Here is a 20219-nt window from a genome sequence, read left to right as displayed (position 1 = left end):
CACATCGCTGCGCGATGTGCAAGCGGGGGCGGTCGCTGCGCTCCCGCTGGCCCTTCGCGATGCGAAGGCCGTTCCCTGCGCTGCGCTTCGGGAACGAGTGGGGCCTGCCGCTGCGCGCCCGGTAGGCCGCGCGATGCGCGGCCGGGTCGATCAGGGTCTGACAGTGCAACTAGTGGCGGCTCTTGTTGTGGAGTTGAAGAGGGAGTGAGGGAGGACTGCGTCCTCCTGGGCGGGTCCGCTGCGCTCCCCCGCCCAACGGTTCTTCCGGCTGCGCCTCCAGAACCGTTGGGGCCCACTGCGTGGGCCTGGCTGGCTACGAGGGGTGGGGGTCGCTCGTTCGTGTTGGGTACTAGTGTAGCGGGTGCATCGGGTTGATGCACCATGTACCGTTGGCGGAAACACGAGACACCCCCCAACCGCCTGGAACCCTCCCTCATTTTCGAGAGGAACGGCCGCAGATGACCACGCACCACGAATCTACCGGACTAGATCCAGCGCTGATCAGCGATTCTGTGCGCCGGGTGAGTCAGTATCAGACGGCGGGCACCAACGCCCGGTTGAAGCTGTTCGCGCTCTTGGCCGCTCAGGGCGTACCCGCAGCTGAGGCGGACGACCTGGAGGCCGGAGCCGTCGCCGGGGCGCAGAGCGAGGTCGTGGAGCTGGACGGGATGGCGCCGGCCTCTCAGGGCGGACTGTTCGCGGACGGCTGGGACGAGGGCGTGGCAACGGTGAGCGAGGCCCTGGTGGGCATCGCGGACCGGGACTGGGCGCGGCGGTCTGGCCGGTCAGCCGGAGCTGCTGAGCTGGCCGTACATCTCGCGGACGCACGTCGGCGGGAACGGGCCAACGTGGTGCGGCTGGAAGCGTTCGTGCGAGAGAGGGTGCTGCCGCGCACACAGCCGAACACCACGGCGCGGCGCCGGGCGCTGGGAGCGCTGGGTGACGTCGGCGGTCTGTGCACGGCCCAGACGGTGGAGATGTCCAGCGGTGACGTCATCTTCTGCACCCTCGAGGCCGGGCACTACGACCCGCAGGACCTGCCGAGGTTCAAGTGCGGGAAGTCGGACGGGACGCCCGGCGGCTGGCATCTCGCGGGCTCGTCGATCTGGAGTGACGCCGGTGCGGCCAATACCTCGCACGCGGCCGTCTAAAAGACCACTGGAATTAGGCATCGGGGAGGCAAGGAAATGTCAGCGATTCAGCTCAAGGAACACCAGGTCGACCAGAAGTCGGCGTTCCGGAAGTGGGTGGGATTCCCTGCAAGGTCATCTGTGCCCCCGCGGGGGGCCCGGGGAACGATCGTGTCCGCGACCGGGTCCGGCAAGACGATCACGGCAGCCGCGAGCGCGCTGGAGTGCTTCCGGGGCGGCCGGATCCTGGTCACCGTCCCCACCTTGGACCTGCTCGCTCAGACCGCCCAGGCGTGGCGGCTGGTGGGCCACCGGGCCCCGATGATCGCCGTCTGCTCCCTGGAGAACGACCCGGTCCTCAACGAACTGGGGGTGCGCACCACCACGAACCCGATCCAGCTCGCCCTGTGGGCCGCGTCCGGGCCCGTCGTCGTGTTCGCCACGTACGCCTCCCTGGTGGACCGCGAGGACATCGACGTACCGGAGGGCCAGCGGAAGGTTCGCGGGCCGCTGGAGGCCGCCCTGGCAGGCGGGGAGCGGCTGTACGGGCAGCGGATGGCGGGCTTCGACCTCGCCATCGTCGATGAGGCGCATGGCACGGCCGGTGATCTCGGGCGGCCGTGGGCCGCGATCCACGACAACGCGCGGATCCCGGCGGACTTCCGGCTCTACCTGACCGCGACACCACGCATCTTGGCCGCGGCCCGGCCGCAGAAGGGCGCCGGCGGCCAGGAGGCGGAGATCGCGAGCATGGCCGACGACCCGGACGGCACCTACGGCGCGTGGCTGGCCGAGCTCGGGCTGTCCGAGGCGATCGAGCGGGGCATCCTCGCGGGGTTCGAGATCGACGTCCTGGAGATCCGCGACCCCTCCCCCGTCCTCGAGGAGTCGGAGGAAGCGCGGCGGGGCCGGCGCCTGGCGCTGTTGCAGACCGCGCTCCTGGAGCACGCCGCGGCGTACAACCTGCGTACGGTCATGACGTTCCACCAGAAGGTGGAGGAGGCGGCCGCGTTCGCCGAGAAGTTGCCCCAGACGGCGGCCGAGCTGTACGCCACCGACGCCTGCGACGCCGATCTGGCGGCTGCGGAGAAGCTGCCGAAGTCGTCGATCGAGGCGGAGTTCTACGAGCTGGAGAGCGGCCGCCACGTCCCGCCGGACCGGGTGTGGTCGGCGTGGCTGTGCGGGGACCACCTCGTGACCGAGCGGCGCGAGGTCCTGCGGCAGTTCGCCAACGGCATCGACGCGAACAACCGGCGCGTGCACCGGGCGTTCCTCGCCTCCGTGCGCGTCCTCGGCGAGGGCGTCGACATCACCGGCGAGCGCGGGGTGGAGGCGATCTGCTTCGCCGACACCCGCGGCTCCCAGGTCGAGATCGTGCAGAACATCGGCCGCGCGCTCCGGCTCAACCGCGACGGCAGCACCAAGGTCGCCCGCATCATGGTTCCCGTGTTCCTGGAGCCGGGCGAGGACCCGACCGACATGGTCGCCTCCGCGAGCTTCAAGCCTCTTGTAGCGGTCCTCCAGGGCCTCCGCAGTCATGATGACCGTCTGGTCGAGCAGCTCGCCTCCCGCGCCCTCACCAGCGGCCAGCGCAAGGTCCACCTACGCCGCGACGAGGACGGGCGGATCGTCGGAGCCGGCAGCGAAAGCGAGGACCAGGAGCAGGACGGCACCGACGCCGCCGCGGAGTCGGCCCTGCTCCACTTCTCCAGCCCGCGCGACGCCGCCACGATCGCCGCGTTCCTGCGCACCCGGGTCTACCGGCCGGACAGCCTGGTGTGGCTGGAGGGCTACCAGGCCCTCCTCCGGTGGCGCTCGGAGAACGGGATCACCGGCTTGTACGCCGTCCCGTACGACACCGAGACCGAGGTCGGCGTCACCAAGACGTTCCCGCTCGGCCGGTGGGTCCACCAGCAGCGGAAGGCCCTGCGCGCCGACGAGCTGGAGGAGCGGCGCAAGGTCCTGCTGGACGCGCCGGAGGCCGGGATGGTGTGGGAGCCCGGCGAAGAGGCGTGGGAGGCCAAGCTCGCCGCCTTGCGGTCCTACCGCCGGGCCACAGGGCACCTTGCGCCCCGGCAGGACGCGACGTGGGGCGAGGACGACGAGATGGTGCCCGTTGGACAGCACATGGCCAACCTCCGCCGCAAGGGCGCCAAGAACGGCCTCGGGAAGGACGAGGACACCGCGACGACCCGGGCGGCGCAGCTCTCCGAGATCGACGAGGACTGGGACTGCCCGTGGCCGCTGGACTGGCAACGGCACCACCGCGTCCTGGCGGACCTGGTCGACGCCGACGGCGTCCTGCCCCACATCGCGCCGGGCGTCGTCTTCGACGGCGACGACGTCGGCAAGTGGCTCCGGCAGCAGAAGCAACCTGTCACCTGGGCGCAGCTCCTGCCCGAACAGCAGGCCCGGTTGACCGCGCTGGGCATCACGGCTCCTGAGGTCCCGTCTCCCGCGCCCGCGGCGGCGCGTACGGCGAAGGGTCCGAGCAAAGCACAGCAGGCGTTCCAGCGGGGCCTGGCGGCCCTCGCGCAGTGGGTGGAGCGGGAAGGCACGGACCGGCCGGTGCCCCGCGCGCACGGCGAGGAGATCGCGGTCAAGGGCGAGGCGGAACCAGTGATCGTGAAGCTCGGCGTGTGGGTCTCCAACACCAAGACCCGGCGCGACAAGCTCACCCAGGAACAGCTGGACGCCCTGCGGGAGCTGGGCGTGGAGTGGGCGTGACCGCTCCCTGAGCCGGACCGGTATCCAAGGCCCCGGGCATCATGCCCGGGCCTTCACCCAAGGCCCGCAGAGACGAACACGGCCTGGACGATCGCCCCCGGCAACGTCTGCCACGCCACTTCCTTCACCTTCTCCAGGGCCTGACGCACCTTCCCCGGTTCCGGGCTGCTCTCGGCCAGCTCTCCCTCGAGTACAGCGACGCTCTCCGTAACCCGAGCACGAGCGGTCTCAGTGATATCGGCGGTGCTCGCGGCGGCAAGCAGATCACGGGCGAACTTCGCCAGCTGGTTTGGGTCGTAGCCGAAGGTGTTGTTCTGGGTGTTGTTGTCACCGAACTGATTGCCGTTGCCGAAGACGTTGAACTGGTTTCGGGCACCAGCTTGCTGGTCGTTCACGAACTTCCTCACGTTGACAGGGACGGTGGAGCCACTGAAGCTTCCCCTTGATCGTGGACACCTGGAGACTGGGATCTGAGGTTCCAGAGGAAGTAGTGCCAGGTGGGAAGCAAGTACACGAAGCGGTACTCGGACGAGTACAAGCGGGACGCGATCGAGCTCGTGCGGTCGTCGGGCCGGACGGTGACCGAGGTCGCCCGGGAACTCGGGATCAGCTCGGAGTCCCTGCGGGGCTGGGTGAAGAAGGCCCGGGCCGCCCAGGACAACGGATCGGGACCCGGCGCCGTGCGGGCCGCCGACGACCGGGACGAGGAACTGAAGCGGCTGCGGAAGCTGACCGTAGAGCAGGCGAAGACGATCGAGATCCTGAAAAAGCGACCTCCTTCTTCGCGAAGGAGAGCGACCGGTGAGCACGATATGCCGGTTCATCCACGCGGAGAAGGCGAACTACACGATCGTGCTGCTGTGCACGGTGATGAAGACCGCCCGGTCCACGTACTACGCGTGGGTGGCCGGAGCCGAGGCCCGCGAAGCCAGGCGACGGGCGGATGAGACCCTGGCACACGAGATCACGGTGATCTACATCGCCTCCCGGCGGAACTACGGCGTCCCGCGCGTCACCGCCGAACTGCGCCGGCAGGGCCGGGTGGTCAACCGTAAGCGGGTGGCACGGGTCATGCGGGAGAACGGCATCGCCGGGAACAGCCGGCGCACCGGACGCCGCGGCCTGACCAAGGCCGACACCAAGGCCGCCCCGTCGCCGGACCTGATCGGCCGGGACTTCACCGCCATCCGTCCCGGAACGAAAATCGTCGGGGACATCACCTACATCCCCACCGCCGAGGGCTGGCTCTACCTCGCCTCGTGGCTGGACCTGGCCACGCGCGAGGTGATCGGGTACTCGATGGCCGACCACCACCGCGCCGACCTCGTCGTCGACGCGCTGGACATGGCAGCCGCGCTGGGCCGCCTGGAACCCGGCTGTGTGATCCACAGTGACCGCGGATCGGAATACACCTCCGGTCAACTCCGCACAAAAATCAGCAAGTTGGGGCACCGGCAAAGTATGGGCCGGACCGGGAGCTGCTTCGATAACGCCGCCGCGGAGAGCTTCTGGGCCGTCCTGAAAGAAGAGATCGGCACCCGCTTCTGGCCCGACCGGGCCACCGCCCGCGCCGACATCTTCGACTTCATCGAGACCTTCTACAACAGACGCCGCCTACGCAAGCACATCCACTGGGGCTACCTCACACCCCACGAAACCCGCCTGCGATACCGGCAAGACCAGGCCCTCGCAGCGTAACAACACCGTGTCCAAGATCACGGGGAAACTTCAACGCCAACACCGTTGCTTTAGCGCCGTGAGCGGCTGTTGAGGCCGTGCTCGAAGAACGTGATAGTGGTCTGGATGCTGTAGTTCTGGCTGGTCACGGGCTGTTGTCCGGCGTTCGGGCCGTACTTGCTGGTGGGGTTCTTGCGGGTGCGGGCTTTGATGCGTTGCCTGTGTTGGGACGGCAGCGGGGCTTCGAGGACGGCCTGACCGATCACGCCGACTCGGTCGACAGGGCCGAGTGGGGGCAGGATTCCGGTCGCGCTGATGACGGTGTCACCGGCGGTGCGGATCAGGACGGTGAAGCTGATCCGGCTCATGGTGAGGTCGGGGCGGGTCTCGATGCCGTCGGCGGCGGCGCGGAGGAGGGCCTGGTAGGTCGTGAGCAGGGCGTAGACCTCCTGGTCGAGGCCGGGCTGGGTGCGCGAGCGCAGGACGCGGCCCTCCAGGATGGTCGCCTTGATCGAGAAGTAGGTGGTTTCCACCTGCCACCTGCGGTGATAGAGCTCGGCCACTTCATCGGCGGGGTAGCGGACGGGGTCGAGGAGGCTGGTGAGCAGGCGCCACTGCTCGTGGCGGACAGTGCCGTCGTCCAGGCGGACTGTGAGGTGGGCCTCGATGACGCGGACGGTGATCAGGACGGGAATGACGCCGTAGCCGATCCGGGCCAGGTAGGAGCCGTCGGCCAGGTGCTCGGCGGGGGTGGGGATGCGTCGGGCGGAAGAGCGGATCAGGAATCGTGCCCCGCTGCCCTGGATGTCACGGAGGAATTCCACCGCATCGAAGCCGGCGTCGGCCAGCAGGAGCATCGTGTCGTCAAGAGCGCCCAACAGGCGGTTCGCGTAGGTGAGTTCACCGTCACTCTCGGGTCCGAAGGTGGCGGCGAGCAGGGCGCGGGTGCCACACTCGACCAGGACGACGAGCCGCAGCAGCGGGTAGCCGAACTCCAGCGTGTCACCGGCCCGTTTCGGGTACTTCCAGGTGAGCGTCTTCTCGTCCGGGACATGGAGGAGAGTGCCGTCGACGGCCACGCACCGCAGGCCCCGCCAGAACGTGCCCGACTGCCCGCGGACAGCGAGGGGCCCGGCCAGGATCTCGAACAGCCGCCGTAGCGGGGCGGCCCCTATCCGCCGCCTCGCCCGCGACAGCGAGGAAGCCGCCGGGACGGCCAGGGCCAGACTCGTCAGCGAGGCGGTCAGTTTGCCCCACACCGCCCGGTAGGAGCAGTTCTCGAACAGTGCGAGCGCGAGGACGAAGTACACCACCACCCGCGAGGGCAGCAGCCGCAGTCGCCGCTCGACCGTGCCGGTCTCCTCAAGCACCGCGTCCACCAGTTCGAAGTCCACCGTCTGCGTCAGCTCACCCAGCTGCCCCGGCGCGAACACACCCCCAGCGACCTCGATCGTGCGCGTGATGACAGACTTCTCCCGCAACGGGACTCCTGGACTCGACGATCACCTTGCTTCAGCACAAGTTGATCTACCAGGAGTCCCGTTCCTGCTACTCATGCGGGGGTTGCCAACGACTCAAGATCCCTAACGCAACGGTGTTGACTTCAACGCGGCCCTTCCCCGTCGGCCGGTAGGCGGCCAAGACGTCGATGTCGAAGTCGTAGTGCCCGGCGAACGCCACGGCCTCCGGATGCAACGGGACCGCCTCGCCCGGGGCGACGTGACGGCGCACGACAGTCTTGGTCCGGTCGTAGACGATCACCCCGGGCGCCCCGCCGAAGTGCGCGAACGCCCGCCGGTGGCACTCGAAGAACGATGCCAGATTCTGGCTGGTGGTGAAGCAGCAGAACGGATCTCGGGAGTAGGACAAGGTCATGTGGAAGGAGTAGACCTTCGGGATGCCGACATGGGCCAGGATGTTGCCCTCGTCGCCCCAGTCGACCTGGGCCTGGGCGCCGGGCACCACCTCGAAGCGGCGGTGCAACTTCGCCAGCTCGCGCGGGGTATATCCCAACTCCTCGGCGATGCGGGGTCGGGCCTGCTGCACGTACATCTTGACGCGCTGGTAGTGGTGCGGGAAGGCATACTGCTCGACCAGACGCTCATGGATGACCGCGGCCTTCAGCAGCACCTCAGCCCGTAGCCACGCATCAATCACATGCGCCCACGGCTTGATCACCTGGTTGCCGAGATCCGAGCGCGGCGCCGGAGCCGGCGGAACCGGAGGACCGTCGCTCTCCAGATACTTCTTGACCGTACGCCAGTTCAGACCGGTCTCCCGAGCGATCTCCGAGATGCTCGCGCCCGCCTCATGCAGAGCCCGGAAACGCCGCAGCTCCAGCCACCGCCCCGGTTCCAGCAACATCCGACAGGCCCTCCTCGACGCTTCACAAGATCAGCGTCAGGCTCCTCTCATCGAGCCGGGCCCCACCCCGACACGCCGAGTCACCTCTGTAGATCAACCCGTACGCACCTCTGCATCAGAGCCCGTACGCCGACAGCTGGCATGCGAAGGGCGGCCCCGCCCTCCCGCCACGTGGCTGAACCCGGCCAAGTCGGAGAGGCGGCCGGGGTCCTCTCGCTCTGGTCGCCCTGCAGGCCCCTGGCCTCGTCCTGTCGTCGGCGGCTGCGCGCCCCGACCTCGCGCTGCGATCCAGGGCGCGTCTTGAACTGCCGGAGACCGTCGGCAGCCCGCATTCACGGGCGGGCTGCTGCTGAGTCTCACGGTGGCCGAATCATGGTTCTGGATCGCTGCCGTCGGCTTCGCGCTCATGGCCGCCGTCTACACCGTGACGGGTGTTCGCCGGCTCCGCACACGCCGCAGCCCCGCTTCCTGATCCGTACGAGCAGGCCGTAAAGCCGCCGCCGCGGCGGCGCGTGCCGCGGCTGCCTTCTCGATCAGAGGTTGAGCTCGGCCGTCAGACGCTCGACGGCACCGGGCCACGCCGAGGCCCTTGCGCGTGAGCGCGCGGGTGATCCTGGGGGCCCCATACGTGCCGCCCGACCGGTGTGGACCTTCTCGATCAGGAGCTGCTCGTCGCGGAGTCGGCGGGCCGACTCCGGCCTGCTCTTGCGGGCGAAGTACGTCGACGGCGACAGTTCGAGAACCCGGCATACGGGGTCGACCCGGAGAACTTCTCCACAACAGGTGGTCGATCACCTGCTCGGCCTCGTCCGGGGACGGTCGATCTCCGGGGCGAAAACACCGAGGCGGCTTTGAGGATCCCGTTCGACCGCTTCAACTCGGCGTTCTGCTTGCGTTCGCCGTGTTCGGCCGAGAGTGAGCCGATCGTCACGCCCGCCGCGGCCTTGTGGTGGATGCCCAAGTCCTTCGCGACGTGCGCAATAGGGCGGCCGGTGGTGCGGACCTCGCGGATCGTGCGCTCGCGAAGTTCGTCAGGGTATTTCCAAGACCACGGAGTTATGGCTTGTCCGGCGCTGTCAACAGGGGCGGGGACAGGGGCTTGTGGAGGTTGGGGTGGTCCACTCGGGGTCGAGGGTGTAGAGGCCCCGGCCGGTGCGGCGGAGGATTCCTTCGCGGACCCAGCGTCCCAGTTCTGCGCGTAGTCCTTGGGGATCCTCCAGTCCGATACCGCGGGCGATTTCACATGCGCGCCAGGTGCGGTGGGGATCGGTTCGCAGGAGTTGCAGTGTGCGGTCGCGGCGTCCGTCGGGGCCTGGGCCAGCGGAGGGGTTCACGGTGACACTGATGCTGGTGATCCTGGATGCGCCCAGGACTTGTGCCTGGTGGGGCGGGGCGGCGTAGCGGGAGATCGGGCATTTGACGCGGCGTGGGTTGACGCGGGCCCGGCGGGGTGGGAGCAGATCGTGCAGCAGGGCCGGTGTGATTCGTCCCGGTCCGGTGTCGGGCAGTACGTCGGCTGCGGCGATGAGCTGGTCTTTTGCGGTCTCCAGGGCGACGGTGAAGGAGGCGCGGTCCGGGTCGGTGCCGGGGAGGGTCTCGACGGCCTCGGCCATCGCGCGGCGCAGTGCCTGGTAGACGGTCAGGTGAGCCCAGAGTTCTTGTTGGATCCCGGTCGCGTCCTGGGATCGCAGCACCAGGCCGTGCTGCAGGGTGTGCCGAAGCGAGTAGAACGCGGACTCGATCTCCCATCGCTCGTGGTAGAGCTCCACCAGCTCTGCGGCGGGGTAGCGACGGTGATCGGTCAGCGTGGTGGCCAGTCGGTAGTGGCCTTCCAGCCTCAGCCCTTTGGCGGTCGTCACCGCGATGTGCGCATCGATGATCCTCAGCCGGGTCCCGTTGATCCTGGTCAGGAATGACCCGTCCGGCAGTAGTGCCCAGCGTGCGGGTGTCCGGGTTCCCTTGAGGCGTACCAGCAGCTGGGCGCCGGTGGCCGCGGCCTTCGCGAGGAAGTCGTCGGAGTCGAAGCCCCGGTCGTTGAGCAGCAGCATCCTGTTGTCCAGCAGTGGTAGCAGCTGCTCGGCGTAGCCGGTCTCCTTCTCGGGCGTCGGTCCGAAGACCGCACCGAGCAGGGCCCGGGTTCCGGTCTCGCACAGCACCATGATCTTCAGCATCGGATATCCGTCCGTGCCGTAACGATGCTTGTGTTTGCCCAGCCAGGCGCAGACTCGCGGCCGGTCAGGGGCCTTGGTGGAGCTGCAGCCGTCGAAGGCGACTGTGCGCCAGCACCTGTATCGCACCCCTGGTGTGATCGGCTGTGCCACGGGACCGGCCAGTGTCTCGAAGAGCAGCCGCAGCGGCGCGGCGCCCAGCCGCCGGCGCACCTCTCGCAGCGCCTTCTCCGACGGACGCGGTGGAAGGAGCCCGCGCAGGCCGCAGGTGAGTTTGTCCCACACCCGCATGTAGGCCCAGCTGCGGGAAGAGAACCAGTGCCAGCACGAAGTAGACACCCACCCTCGACGGCAGCAGCCTCAGCCTCCGCTGGGTTCCGCCAGTACGTTCCAGCACGTCATCGACCAGTTCAAAGGGCAGGTGCCGGGTCAGCTCGCCCAGATGCCCCGGAGCGAAGACCCCGTCGGCGACGGTGATGGACGACGTGAGCGTGACGGTGGAACACTGAACGGGCAACGGGGCTCCTTCCAGGCGGGAAGACCTTGGTCGGCTTCCTCGCTCTACCAGGAGTCCCGTTGCCCTGACCGGCACTTCTCCCAAATACCTCGCCCCTGTTGACAGCGGCCGACAAGCCATAACTCCGTGGTCTTGGGATACTTCCTCGGCGCAGGCATCGTCTGGGCTCCTCTCATGAGACCCATCTGACCCTCTGTCACCCATCCCCGCATCTCGGGGGAAGCTCAAGCCGGCGTTGACCAAACAGATCACTGGAAACCCTGCTCGGGCTGACGCTGTTCACCCGGTCCCGCGCAGGCATGGCACTCACCGGCCCGGGCCGCACCCTGGCGGCGCGGATCCCTGTGCTCCTGTCCGACTGGGATCAGGTCCTGCGCGACACGAAGACCGCGGCCAGCCGGGCGGCCCGCGTGCTGCGGATCGGCTACCTCGCCAGCGCAGCCAACGAGACCACCCCGGGCATCATCACGGCGTTCGGCCGCTGTCGGCCGGGGTGGCGGGCCGAGATGCGGCAGGCGTCGTGGTCGGATCCGACCGCCGGACTCGCCGACGCGGATGTCGACGTCGCCCTCCTGCGGCTGCCCTTCCCCTGCCAGGACGCCCTGCGCGTGGAGGTGCTGTTCACCGAGCCCGCTGGGTCGCCCTGCCCGCCTCCCACCCGCTCGCCGCGTGCGAGCGGATGGGCGATCGCCTCCTGCCAGTGCTGCCGCTCCCCCACCAGGCCCACGCTTCGCTGCCCGCGGTACCGCTTCCGCTGAGGGCCAAGAGCGGAGGCAGCTGGGTCACGCCCCATGCCACTGCTGAGGTCCGTGCTGATGGCTCAGTGGCCCCGTGTGCAGTCCGGCGGCGGCGCAGCCCGTCTGCCGCCAGGGCTGCATCTGCGGGCGTGACGGGAAGAATTACACAGCTCGGTGTCCCGCCCAGGCGGCCGCCTTCCGCAGTACCGGGACGCGACCGCGGTCCGGCACCGTCCACAGGGTCTGCCCGTGCAGGCCCCAGCGTTCGAGCAGGGCGTTCGCGGCCTGGAAGCCGGTCGTGGCTGCCCGTTCCATCAGCGCGACGGGGAGGTCGGTACGCACGACGTCGCCGGCGACGACGAGCCCGGGGTCGGTGGTTCGGACGGTGGGGCGGTCGGTGTAGCCGCCCACGGGGAACAGCGGGCAGTCCTCACGCCATTCGTGGCGGGCGTCGACAACCTTGGCGGCGCGGGTTTCCGGGTACACGCGGCGGAGCTGCTGGAGGAGTTGCTGCTCTTGGAGGGTCTGCGGAACGCGCCGGTCGACGGCGTAGGCGTGGAGTTCCACGACGGATCCTCCAGTGCGTGCCGCCCAGTGGGCGGCCTCGTCTTCCCAGCGGTTCAGCACGCTGATGTTGTCGAGGCCGCCGAAGCCGCTGGTTCCCAGGAAGCCGGGTCGGTCGGGGGCGACGGGTCGATCGAGCCAGAGTCGGGTGACGAGGAAGGGCGGAGCCGAGCGCAGGTGCGCCACGCGCTCCCGCCAGGCTCGGTCGCCCAGCCGGTCCGAACGGGCGACCAGGGACCGCAGGCCCGTGGCGTCCAGGGCGAGGACCACGGCGTCGTACGGTCGCGTTGCGCCGTCCGCGGTCGCCTCGAACGTGCCGTCGGGGACGGCTTCGATGTGCTCGACGGGGCTTCCGGTGTGTACCTCGGCGCCGTGCCGCCCAAGATATTCGGCCAGGGGGGCCCACAGCGCGGCCGGGTAGGGCGAGCGGGGCACGTCGAACAGCAGGCCTTCGGCGGAGCCCAGGAAGTAGATGTGGAACATGAGCGCCATCTCGGCTGCGGACAGCTGCCGCGGGTCGGCGAAGAAGCTCCGGGAGAAGACTTCGAAGGCCAGGTGTCGGGCCTGTTGCGGAAAGCCGATGGCCTCCAGGAAGTCGTAGGCACTGGTGTCGTCGAGCTGGTGGTACACCTCAGGCACGCGGACGTCGAGCAGCGGCAGGGCCGGGGCCGGATTCATGGCGCACAGGTCCCGCAGGCGGAAGGTGGGGCTGAGGGCGACGAAGCTCAGTGCGCTCCACGGCGGAGTGCGCGGCACGTGCCGGAAGCTGTCGCAGAGGCCGTCCGCGTGCAGCAGCGGGTAATCGGGGAGTCCGGTGAGGTTGGCCAGGGCGGGGTCGGTTCGGCGCAGCAGGCCCCGCAGGTTGTAGTACTGCCGGAAGAAGGCGTGGAAGCCGCGGCTCATCGTCACGGTGCTGCCGTCGCGCAGGCGGGTCGGCCATCCGCCCGCCCGGCCGCCGAGGTAGGGTTCGCGCTCGTACAGCGTCACCTTCACGCCCCGTTCGGCGAGCGCGGTGGCGGCGGCGAGGCCTGCGATCCCGCCGCCGATCACGGCTGCCGTGTGGCGGCCCTGTGCGTGGCGGGCTCCTGGACGGGCGGGCAGGATGCGTGCCCGTCGGTCTCTGCCTCGGCGCGCCGCGGTCCGCTGGTGCGTGGGTGCTGTCATCGGGGGCCTTCCGGGCGGGCGGCGACGAAGGTGTGGGTGATGCCTGTCTGCCAGCCCGGCAAGGGCAGGGCGCGGACCTTGTGGAAGCCGGCTTCGCGGATGCGGGTGGCGAACCGGTCGGTTGGGTCGAAGTGGACGACGCTGCGCCACAGGTGGCGGTAGAGGGGTCCGTCCCCCAGCAGGGTGGCGGCGGGCTGGACGATGCCGCGGCACACCAGCGTCCACACGGCACGGTCGGTGCGCCGGCCGCTGAGGCTGTATTCGTGCGCGGCGAGCCGGCCGCCCGGTCGCAGCACGCTGCGCACGGTGTTGAGGACGGCGTCGGGATCGGTGAGGTTGCGGAAGAGGTAGGCGGCGAATACGGCGTCGAACGGTCCGTGGACGCCCGCGTCCTTCAGGTGCTCGGCCGGTGCATGGATGAAGCGCACGCCGTCCGCCCACGGTTTGGCGGCGGCTTTCGCCAGCATGCCGGCGGATGCGTCGACGGCCGTGATGTGTGCGGCCGGGAGGACGGACCGGATCGCTGCCGTCGAGGCGCCGGTGCCGCAGCCGAGGTCCAGGACCCGCATCCCCTCTCCCTGTGCGGGAAGGCCGAGGCGGCGCACCGAGCGCCGCAGATGCGCGTGGTAGCCGGGGTTCGCGGCGACCAGGGCGTCGTAGGTGCGGGAGGCGTGGTCGAACGCGGCGGCGAGGTCCTCGTCGCGCAGCAGGGTCATGCGGTCTCCAGAGGCTGGTGGTGGCCCGGTCAAGGGTCAGAGGAAGGGACGGCGCGGCAGGCGGGGCAGCTCGACGACGGTGCGCAGCATGGGGCCGACCGGGGCGTGACGGCCGACGGACAGGTCCTCGAGCAGGTTCGTGCGCCCATCGAGGAAGCGCAGGAGCCGGGCTGGCGGGACACGGGCGAAGAGTCGGCAGAACAGGTCCGGGCCGTCGACCCGGCCGCTGTCCAGGGCCCGCAGCAGGACCGCGTCCATGGTGCGGGCCCGCACGGAGTGGGCGGCCGGGGGCACCGGATCGCGGCCTTGTCGCAGCGCGGCGGCGACCGCCCGGGTCTGGCGCTGAAGTCCGGCGAAGGTGTATCCGGTGGACGGGCGGGTCGCGCCGCCGGCGGCACCGATCCGGAACACCGATGCACCGATGCGTTGCGGGATGGGGGCGTCTGTCATGGGGATCAGGCCGGTCTCGGTGGCGAGGATCTCCAGTTCGCCGAGGGCCAGGACGTCTGCGGCATAGTGCCGTAGCGCCGCCTCGTAGCCGCTGTCCGTCAGTACGTGGGGGGAGAACTCGGTGTACTCGACGAGTGCTTCGTGCGGGCCGGTGGGCAGGACGTAGCCGAAGGAGAGACCGTCAGCGGGCTGTGGTGTGCGGAAGTCCATCAGTTCCGCGGTCCCGGGGTCGAAGGTGGGCCGGGTGGTCCGGACGAACCAGCCGCGGAAGTGCTGCAGCAAGGTGGTGCGGGCGGCCGGGAGGCTTCCCAGAGGACGTGAGTCGAACACCCAGCGGGCCCTGAGGGCGTCGCGGCTGCCGTCGGGCCGGGTCATCAGCACCCGGGTGCCGGACGGGGTCTCCTCCACGGCGTCCACGGTCGCTTCCAGGCGCCGGACGTTGGGGCTGTGCGCCAGGTCCTGCGCGACCAGCGACTCGAAGTCGTGGGAGCGGATCATCTTGTACCGCAGCGGTGCGATGTTCACGTCGATCGGGGCGCCGGCGGGTGGCCGTACCCGCAGGTGGCGCCATTGTGATCGCACCGCGGCGTCGAAGCGGCCGCGGCCGGACTCCCAGAAGCACCAGGTGCGCGGGGCTGGACGCAGCGGACCGGGCGGGGCGTCGACGAGGATGACGGACGGGGCCGGGGCACCGTGTTCGTTCAGCCGGTGGGCCAGGGACAAGCCTGCGGCGCCTGCTCCGATGAGCGCCACGTCCGCCTTCGGCACAGCTGCTACCTCCATTCCCGGGTCGGCGTTCACGCGCTGGGGTTTCCCGCCGCGGCGTGGAATCGGATGTGGTCTCGTGCCGAGGTCACCTGGTCAGGTGCATCCGCACGATGGCATTCCCGCGCATTCGGGTATCCGCTCCGAACCGCATCCGTATCACGGGAAGGGACCAAAGAAGCATGCGTCGAGCGATCGACACCACGACCGGTCGAAGACCACGATGAGAGGAACCGGGATGCGCCGCACCCAGGCGAAGGACAAGTCCGCGGCCGCACCGCCGCCCGTCCCCCGCCTGGTGGCCCTCTCGGGGTCCGCTCAGCGGCGCCGTCGGGCCGGCCGGGCGGCCGTCGACGCCGTGGACGGCGCGCATGCCCGGGACGGCGCCACGTTGGCGGTAGACTCCGCGGCCGTGGATGCGGACGTGCGATCCGCGATCGGGGACGCGCTGGAGCAGGTGCTCGCCGACCGGCTCACCCGGGCCGGTGTGCTGGACGCTGAGTTCGCCGGGGAACTGGCCGAGCGCGTCGCGCGCTTCACCCGGGAGGGTGGCAAGCGCACCCGCTCGCAGTTCGTCTGGTGGTCGATGCGCGCCTGCGGCGGGGGTGATGAGCCGACGGCCTCGGCCGCCTTGCGCATCGGCGCGGCGCTCGAACTGCTCCAGACCTGTGCCTTGGTCCACGACGACGTGATGGACGGTTCGGCTCTTCGGCGCGGCCGTCCGGCGCTCCACACCGAGGTGCGGGACAGCTACAGCAGTGCGGCATCGCCGGCCCGCGCCGCCCGTTTCGGCGAGGCGGTCGCGGTCCTGGCCGGGGACCTGGCCCTCGTATGGGCGGACGACATTGTGGCGGAGACAGCCCTCGACCCATGGACGGCGACCGCCGTGCGTGAGGTCTGGAGCGATATGCGTACCGAGATGGTGGCAGGTCAGTTCCTCGACCTCCAGGGCCAGCTGACCGGGTCGCGCTCCACGGCGCAGGCGCTGCGCGCCGCCCGCCTCAAGAGCGCCTTGTACTCGGTCGAGCGGCCTTTGGCGCTGGGTGCTGCGGTGGCGGGCGCGGACTGCCGGACCATGCGGGCGCTGTGCTCGGCGGGGCGCTGCGTGGGCATGGCCTTCCAGTTGCGCGACGACCTCGAGGACGTCTTCGGCGATCCGCGGCACACCGGCAAGGGCTGCGGAGGGGACATCCGCGAAGGAAAGCCGACCTATCTGGCCGCGCTGGCGGTCGCGCGCGCCGAGGCCGCCGCCGACCGGCCGGCCCTGGAGGTGCTGGAAAGAGCCCTCGGGAACGAGGACCTTTCACGCGAAGGCCTCGACGAGGTGCGGGAGGTGCTGGTTCGGACGGGCGCCCGGGCGGCGGTCGGGGCGAAGATCGAGCGCCTGGCGGCCCGGGGAATGCGTCACTTCGACGGCGCCCTGCTTGACGCGGACGCCGCGGGCCGACTGCGTGGGCTACTGATCGCGCAGGTGACTTCTCGAGCCGCGGACGACCCGCCCGCCCGCTCACGTTCCGCGTCCGCTGCCACCACGGCCGGTTCTGGCGCACCAGGGGCCGGGCGATGACCCGTACCGTGAGCGGCCGCACGGACCACGTGGTGATCGTGGGGGCGGGTCTGGCCGGCCTGTCGGCGGCTCTGCACCTGCTGGGCGCAGGGCGCCGGGTCACCGTGGTCGAACGGGACGCGCTGGCCGGCGGGCGGGCAGGGCGCCTCCTGCGGGGCGGATACCGGATCGACACCGGCCCGACCGTGTTGACCATGCCCGACCTCGCCGATGAAGCCTTCGCGGCGGTCGGCGACAGCCTGGACCGGCGGGTGGAGCTGATCCCGCTGCACCCGGCCTACCGGGCGTCGTTCGCCGACGGCAGCACCCTGGACGTGCACACCGAAGGCGAGGCGATGGCTGCAGCGGTCGAGCGGTTCGCCGGGGCCGGTGAGGCGGCGGGCTACCGGCGGCTGCGCGCCTGGCTGGAGCAGCTCTACCGGGTACAGATGCGCCGCTTCATCGACGCGAACTTCGACTCGCCGCTGGACCTGCTGACCGGTGACCTCGCCCGGCTGGCGGCGCTCGGCGGCTTCGGGCGCCTGGACCGGCGCATCGCCGGATTCCTGAAGGACGAGCGGCTGCAACGGGTCTTCTCCTTCCAAGCCCTGTACGCGGGTGTGCCGCCGGCCCGGGCACTCGCCGCCTACGCGGTCATCGCCTACATGGACACGGTGGCCGGGGTGTACTTCCCGCGCGGCGGCATGCACGCTCTGCCGCAGGCCATGGCGGACGCAGCCGCCGACGCGGGCGCCGAGCTGCGGTTCGGTGAGCCGGTGACCGGCCTGGAGCGCTCCGGCGGACGGATCACCGCCGTTGTCACCGCGAAGGACCGCATCCCCTGCGACGCGGTCGTCCTCACCCCGGACCTGCCCGGCAGCTACCGGCTCCTCGGCCACCGGCCGCGCAGGCCGGTGAAGCTGCGGCACTCCCCCTCCGCCGTCGTGCTGCACGCGGGCACGGACCGCACCTGGCCGCAACTGGCCCACCACACGATCTCGTTCGGTGCCGCCTGGCGGAGCACGTTCGACGAGCTCACCCGGCAGGGAAGGCTGATGAGTGATCCGTCCCTCCTCATCACACGGCCGACGGCCACCGACCCCACTCTCGCCCCACCGGGTCGGCATCTGCACTACATCCTCGCCCCCTGCCCCAACACCGAGATCGGCCCCGCAGGGGCTGCCTGGGGCGAGCTCGGCCCCCGCTACCGGGACAACCTGCTGCGCGAGCTGGAACGGCGCGGCCTCGGCGGCATCGAGGCCGCCATCGAGAACGAATGCCTCGTCACCCCAGCCGACTGGGCCGGCCAGGGGCATGCGGCGGGCACCCCCTTCTCCGCCGCCCACACCTTCCTGCAGACAGGGCCGTTCCGGCCGCGCAACCTGATCCGCGGTACGGCGAACGCCGTCCTGGCCGGCTGCGGCACCACCCCCGGCGTGGGCGTTCCCACCGCGCTGGTGTCGGGGAAGCTGGCGGCGGCCCGGATCACGGGCGGCACCCGGCGCGCCTCCTCGCGCTCCACAGGGGCAACCCGATGACGCGACGCGAACTCGACGCGGCCGGCATCACCGACCCGGCGCTGCGGGCGGCGTACCGCCGCTGCCGCGACCTGAATGCGGCGCACGGGAAGACGTACTTCCTGGCCACCCGGCTCCTCCCCGTTGAACGCAGGCCCGCCGTGCACGCGCTGTACGGGTTCGCCAGGTGGGCCGACGACATCGTCGACTCGAACGTTCCCGGCACGGACGACGGTCTGCGTCGTGCCCGGCTGGCGGCACTGCAGCGGCGGCTGGACAAGGGGCTGCACCAGGGGGAGGGCGGCGAACCGGTGGTGGCGGCCCTGGCCGATACCGCTCGCCGGTACGCCATTGATCACCGCCTTTTCCAGGACTTCATGACCGCGATGCGGTCCGACCTGGTGGTGACGGCGTACCCCACCTATGCCGACCTGTGCGGCTACATGCACGGCTCGGCGGCCGTGATCGGCCTGCAGATGCTGCCGGTGCTGGGCACGGTGGTGCCGCAGGAGGAGGCCGAGCCGCACGCGGCAGCCCTCGGGGTCGCTTTCCAGCTCACCAACTTCCTGCGGGACGTCGGCGAGGACCTCGACCGTGGGCGCGTGTATCTGCCGGAAGACCTGCTGGCCGGGCACGGCGTCGAGCGGGAGCTGCTGCACTGGTGCCGGTGCACGGGCCGCCAGGACCGCCGCGTGCTGGCCGCCCTGCGGGAGTTCGAGGCGCTCACCCGCGGCGTCTACCGACAGGCGCAACTTGGTCTCGCGATGCTCGATCCGGTGTCCCGGCCCTGCATCCGCACCGCGTACGCCTTGTACGGGAGCATCTTGGACGCCATCGCGCGCGACGGCTATGCCGTGCTGCACCAGCGGGCCGTGGTGTCGCGCCGCAGACGTGCCACGGTCGCGGCCGGTGCACTGGTTCAGGTGGCGGCGATCAGGCTGCGCCACTGCTTGCGCCCGGCGCCCACCACGTCACCCCCAGCGCCGCCCGCCGACCCGACCCGGCCGGTCCCCGAGGAGGTCGTATGAATCCCGAATGGTCGCCACGGCGTGGCCGTCTGCCCCTTTCACTGCGCCGCCGGCCCGTCCCGTGGGGTCGGCAGCAGCCCACCTGGCGCGACGCCAGGCCCAGCCTGATCACCGAAGCGCTGAAACGGGCGCAGGCCCGGCCGTCAGGGAACTGGTACGTCGTGGGGTCGTCCTCCGCGCTGGGCGACGACCGCCCCGTGGCCCGCACCGTAGCTGGCCATGAGGTCGTGCTCTGGCGCGACACCGACGGCCGGCTCCACGCCGGACCCGGTGTCTGCCCCCACCTCGGAGCGCCCTTGGCAGAGAGCCCGGTCCGGTGCGGAACGCTGGTGTGCCATTGGCACGGACTCGCCCTCGACGGCACCTCGTTCGCGGGCTGGGAGCCGTTGCCGGCCTTCGACGACGGGATCCTGTTGTGGGTGCGGCTCGACGAGGCTGGAGGGGAGGAGCCCCTGGATGCCCCCGTCGTACCGGTCCGGCCGGCTCTCACTCGCGGAGTGACCGCGGTGTACGAGGGCACAGGGCTTTGCGAACCCGAGGACGTCGTGGCCAATCGCCTGGATCCATGGCACGGGGCCTGGTTCCACCCGTACTCCTTCGTAGACCTCACGGTCGTCGGCCAGCCCGGCGGACACGACACCGGGGACCGCTTTACCGTCGATGTCTCCTTCAAAGTCGCCGGGCGACTGGTCGTACCGGTGCAGGCGGTCTTCAGTGCTCCTGAGCCACGCACCGTCGTCATGCACATCACCGAGGGGGAAGGTGTGGGCTCGGTGGTGGAGACACACGCGACCCCGCTCGGCCCAGACGGACGAGGTCGTCCGCGCACGGTGGTGACCGAGGCCGTGGTGGCCGCTTCTGACAGGCCGGGCTTCGCGTTCGCCCGCTGGGCCGCCCCGCTCCTCCGCCCGATGATGCGCACTGCGGCGGCCCGGCTGTGGCGGGACGACCTGGCCTATGCCGAGCGCCGCTGGCACCTGCGCTCCACAGGCCGGTTCCCGGGGTGAATCCGACGGGTGCAGCTGCTCACCCCAGGTCCGCTCGCAGTCGACGAGCCCGCGCGGTCCCACAGGAACACCTTCATTCCCGCCGAGGAGTCTTCCGGATGGGAAGGACCGGCTCACCCCCGAGCAGGCGAGGGACTGGGTC

General features: G+C 70.4%; 13 protein-coding genes and 3 pseudogenes. 9 read left to right on the top strand and 7 right to left on the bottom strand.

Annotated features, from left to right (window positions below; translation table 11 throughout):
- Positions 1–521: 521 nt before the first annotated feature.
- Both OG332_RS47015 and OG332_RS47010 read left to right on the top strand, forming a co-directional pair.
- Complete coding sequence (locus OG332_RS47015) at positions 522–1151, top strand: hypothetical protein (RefSeq protein ID WP_327411455.1); 630 nt, start codon at positions 522–524, stop codon at positions 1149–1151.
- 36 nt (positions 1152–1187) lie between these two features.
- Positions 1188–3857, top strand: coding sequence for a DEAD/DEAH box helicase (locus OG332_RS47010; RefSeq protein ID WP_327411456.1), 2670 nt, complete (start codon positions 1188–1190; stop codon positions 3855–3857).
- 53 nt (positions 3858–3910) lie between these two features.
- Here OG332_RS47010 and OG332_RS47005 read toward each other — a convergent pair whose 3' ends face one another.
- Positions 3911–4252 carry a hypothetical protein gene (locus tag OG332_RS47005; protein ID WP_327411457.1) on the bottom strand — a complete coding sequence of 114 codons (342 nt, stop codon included), beginning with the start codon at positions 4250–4252 and terminating at the stop codon, positions 3911–3913.
- A 102-nt stretch (positions 4253–4354) separates the two neighbouring features.
- Between OG332_RS47005 and OG332_RS48115 the strand changes: the two are divergent.
- A pseudogene (locus tag OG332_RS48115) lies at positions 4355–4576 on the top strand (transposase); the annotation flags it as partial.
- 82 nt (positions 4577–4658) lie between these two features.
- Positions 4659–5555, top strand: coding sequence for an IS3 family transposase (locus OG332_RS47000; protein WP_327411458.1), 897 nt, complete (start codon positions 4659–4661; stop codon positions 5553–5555).
- Positions 5556–5605: 50 nt separating this feature from the next.
- On the opposite strand, the gene OG332_RS46995 is transcribed toward OG332_RS47000, so the two are convergent.
- The 3 genes and pseudogenes from OG332_RS46995 to OG332_RS46985 form a co-directional block, all read right to left on the bottom strand.
- Entirely contained in the window at positions 5606–7015 is a 1410-nt protein-coding gene (locus tag OG332_RS46995; RefSeq protein ID WP_327411459.1) for an IS4 family transposase, read from the bottom strand.
- A gap of 67 nt (positions 7016–7082) precedes the next feature.
- A complete protein-coding gene (gene istA / locus OG332_RS46990) occupies positions 7083–7898 on the bottom strand; it encodes an IS21 family transposase (protein WP_442816081.1) in 816 nt (271 codons plus the stop codon).
- A gap of 1056 nt (positions 7899–8954) precedes the next feature.
- Positions 8955–10583, bottom strand: a pseudogene (locus tag OG332_RS46985) (IS4 family transposase).
- Positions 10584–10828: 245 nt separating this feature from the next.
- Here OG332_RS46985 and OG332_RS46980 point away from each other — a divergent pair.
- Positions 10829–11253 (top strand): annotated as a pseudogene (locus OG332_RS46980) (LysR family transcriptional regulator); the annotation flags it as partial.
- A 229-nt stretch (positions 11254–11482) separates the two neighbouring features.
- Here OG332_RS46980 and OG332_RS46975 read toward each other — a convergent pair.
- The 3 genes from OG332_RS46975 to OG332_RS46965 are packed head-to-tail and all read right to left on the bottom strand — an operon-like array spanning position 11483 to position 14982.
- Positions 11483–13048, bottom strand: a complete 1566-nt coding sequence (locus OG332_RS46975) for an FAD-dependent oxidoreductase (RefSeq protein WP_327411461.1) — start codon at positions 13046–13048, stop codon at positions 11483–11485.
- Positions 13045–13764, bottom strand: a complete 720-nt coding sequence (locus OG332_RS46970) for a class I SAM-dependent methyltransferase (RefSeq protein ID WP_327411462.1) — start codon at positions 13762–13764, stop codon at positions 13045–13047. The genes OG332_RS46975 and OG332_RS46970 overlap by 4 nt, the downstream gene beginning before the upstream one ends.
- A 36-nt stretch (positions 13765–13800) precedes the next feature.
- Positions 13801–14982: a lycopene cyclase family protein gene (locus OG332_RS46965; RefSeq protein ID WP_327411463.1), complete on the bottom strand. Its 1182-nt coding sequence runs from the start codon at positions 14980–14982 to the stop codon at positions 13801–13803.
- A 235-nt stretch (positions 14983–15217) separates the two neighbouring features.
- Here OG332_RS46965 and OG332_RS46960 point away from each other — a divergent pair, with 235 nt between their 5' ends.
- From OG332_RS46960 to OG332_RS46945, 4 genes are read left to right on the top strand one after another with little or no spacing between them, the layout of a single operon-like run.
- Complete coding sequence (locus OG332_RS46960; RefSeq protein ID WP_327411464.1) at positions 15218–16546, top strand: polyprenyl synthetase family protein; 1329 nt, start codon at positions 15218–15220, stop codon at positions 16544–16546.
- Positions 16543–18063, top strand: coding sequence for a phytoene desaturase (locus OG332_RS46955; protein ID WP_327411465.1), 1521 nt, complete (start codon positions 16543–16545; stop codon positions 18061–18063). The genes OG332_RS46960 and OG332_RS46955 overlap by 4 nt, the downstream gene beginning before the upstream one ends.
- The gene (locus OG332_RS46950) at positions 18060–19070 is read left to right on the top strand and encodes a phytoene/squalene synthase family protein (RefSeq protein ID WP_327411466.1); all 1011 of its coding nucleotides are present in this window, start codon (positions 18060–18062) and stop codon (positions 19068–19070) included. The genes OG332_RS46955 and OG332_RS46950 overlap by 4 nt, the downstream gene beginning before the upstream one ends.
- Positions 19067–20077 carry a DUF5914 domain-containing protein gene (locus tag OG332_RS46945; RefSeq protein WP_327411467.1) on the top strand — a complete coding sequence of 337 codons (1011 nt, stop codon included), beginning with the start codon at positions 19067–19069 and terminating at the stop codon, positions 20075–20077. The genes OG332_RS46950 and OG332_RS46945 overlap by 4 nt, the downstream gene beginning before the upstream one ends.
- Positions 20078–20219: the final 142 nt, after the last annotated feature.

Source organism: Streptomyces sp. NBC_01233, from assembly GCF_035989305.1.
Classification (GTDB): Bacteria; Actinomycetota; Actinomycetes; order Streptomycetales; family Streptomycetaceae; genus Streptomyces.
Note: the sequence above shows the minus strand (reverse complement) of the source record. Positions and strands in the feature narration are given on the sequence as shown.

Excerpts from the sequence above, each read along its gene's own strand:
- OG332_RS47010 (WP_327411456.1), top strand. The coding sequence starts at position 1,188 with ATGTCAGCGATTCAGCTCAAGGAACACCAGGTCGACCAGAAGTCGGCG.
- istA (WP_442816081.1), bottom strand. The coding sequence starts at position 7,898 with ATGTTGCTGGAACCGGGGCGGTGGCTGGAGCTGCGGCGTTTCCGGGCT.
- OG332_RS46975 (WP_327411461.1), bottom strand. The coding sequence starts at position 13,048 with ATGACAGCACCCACGCACCAGCGGACCGCGGCGCGCCGAGGCAGAGAC.
- OG332_RS46970 (WP_327411462.1), bottom strand. The coding sequence starts at position 13,764 with ATGACCCTGCTGCGCGACGAGGACCTCGCCGCCGCGTTCGACCACGCC.
- OG332_RS46960 (WP_327411464.1), top strand. The coding sequence starts at position 15,218 with ATGCGCCGCACCCAGGCGAAGGACAAGTCCGCGGCCGCACCGCCGCCC.
- OG332_RS46955 (WP_327411465.1), top strand. The coding sequence starts at position 16,543 with ATGACCCGTACCGTGAGCGGCCGCACGGACCACGTGGTGATCGTGGGG.
- OG332_RS46950 (WP_327411466.1), top strand. The coding sequence starts at position 18,060 with ATGACGCGACGCGAACTCGACGCGGCCGGCATCACCGACCCGGCGCTG.
- OG332_RS46945 (WP_327411467.1), top strand. The coding sequence starts at position 19,067 with ATGAATCCCGAATGGTCGCCACGGCGTGGCCGTCTGCCCCTTTCACTG.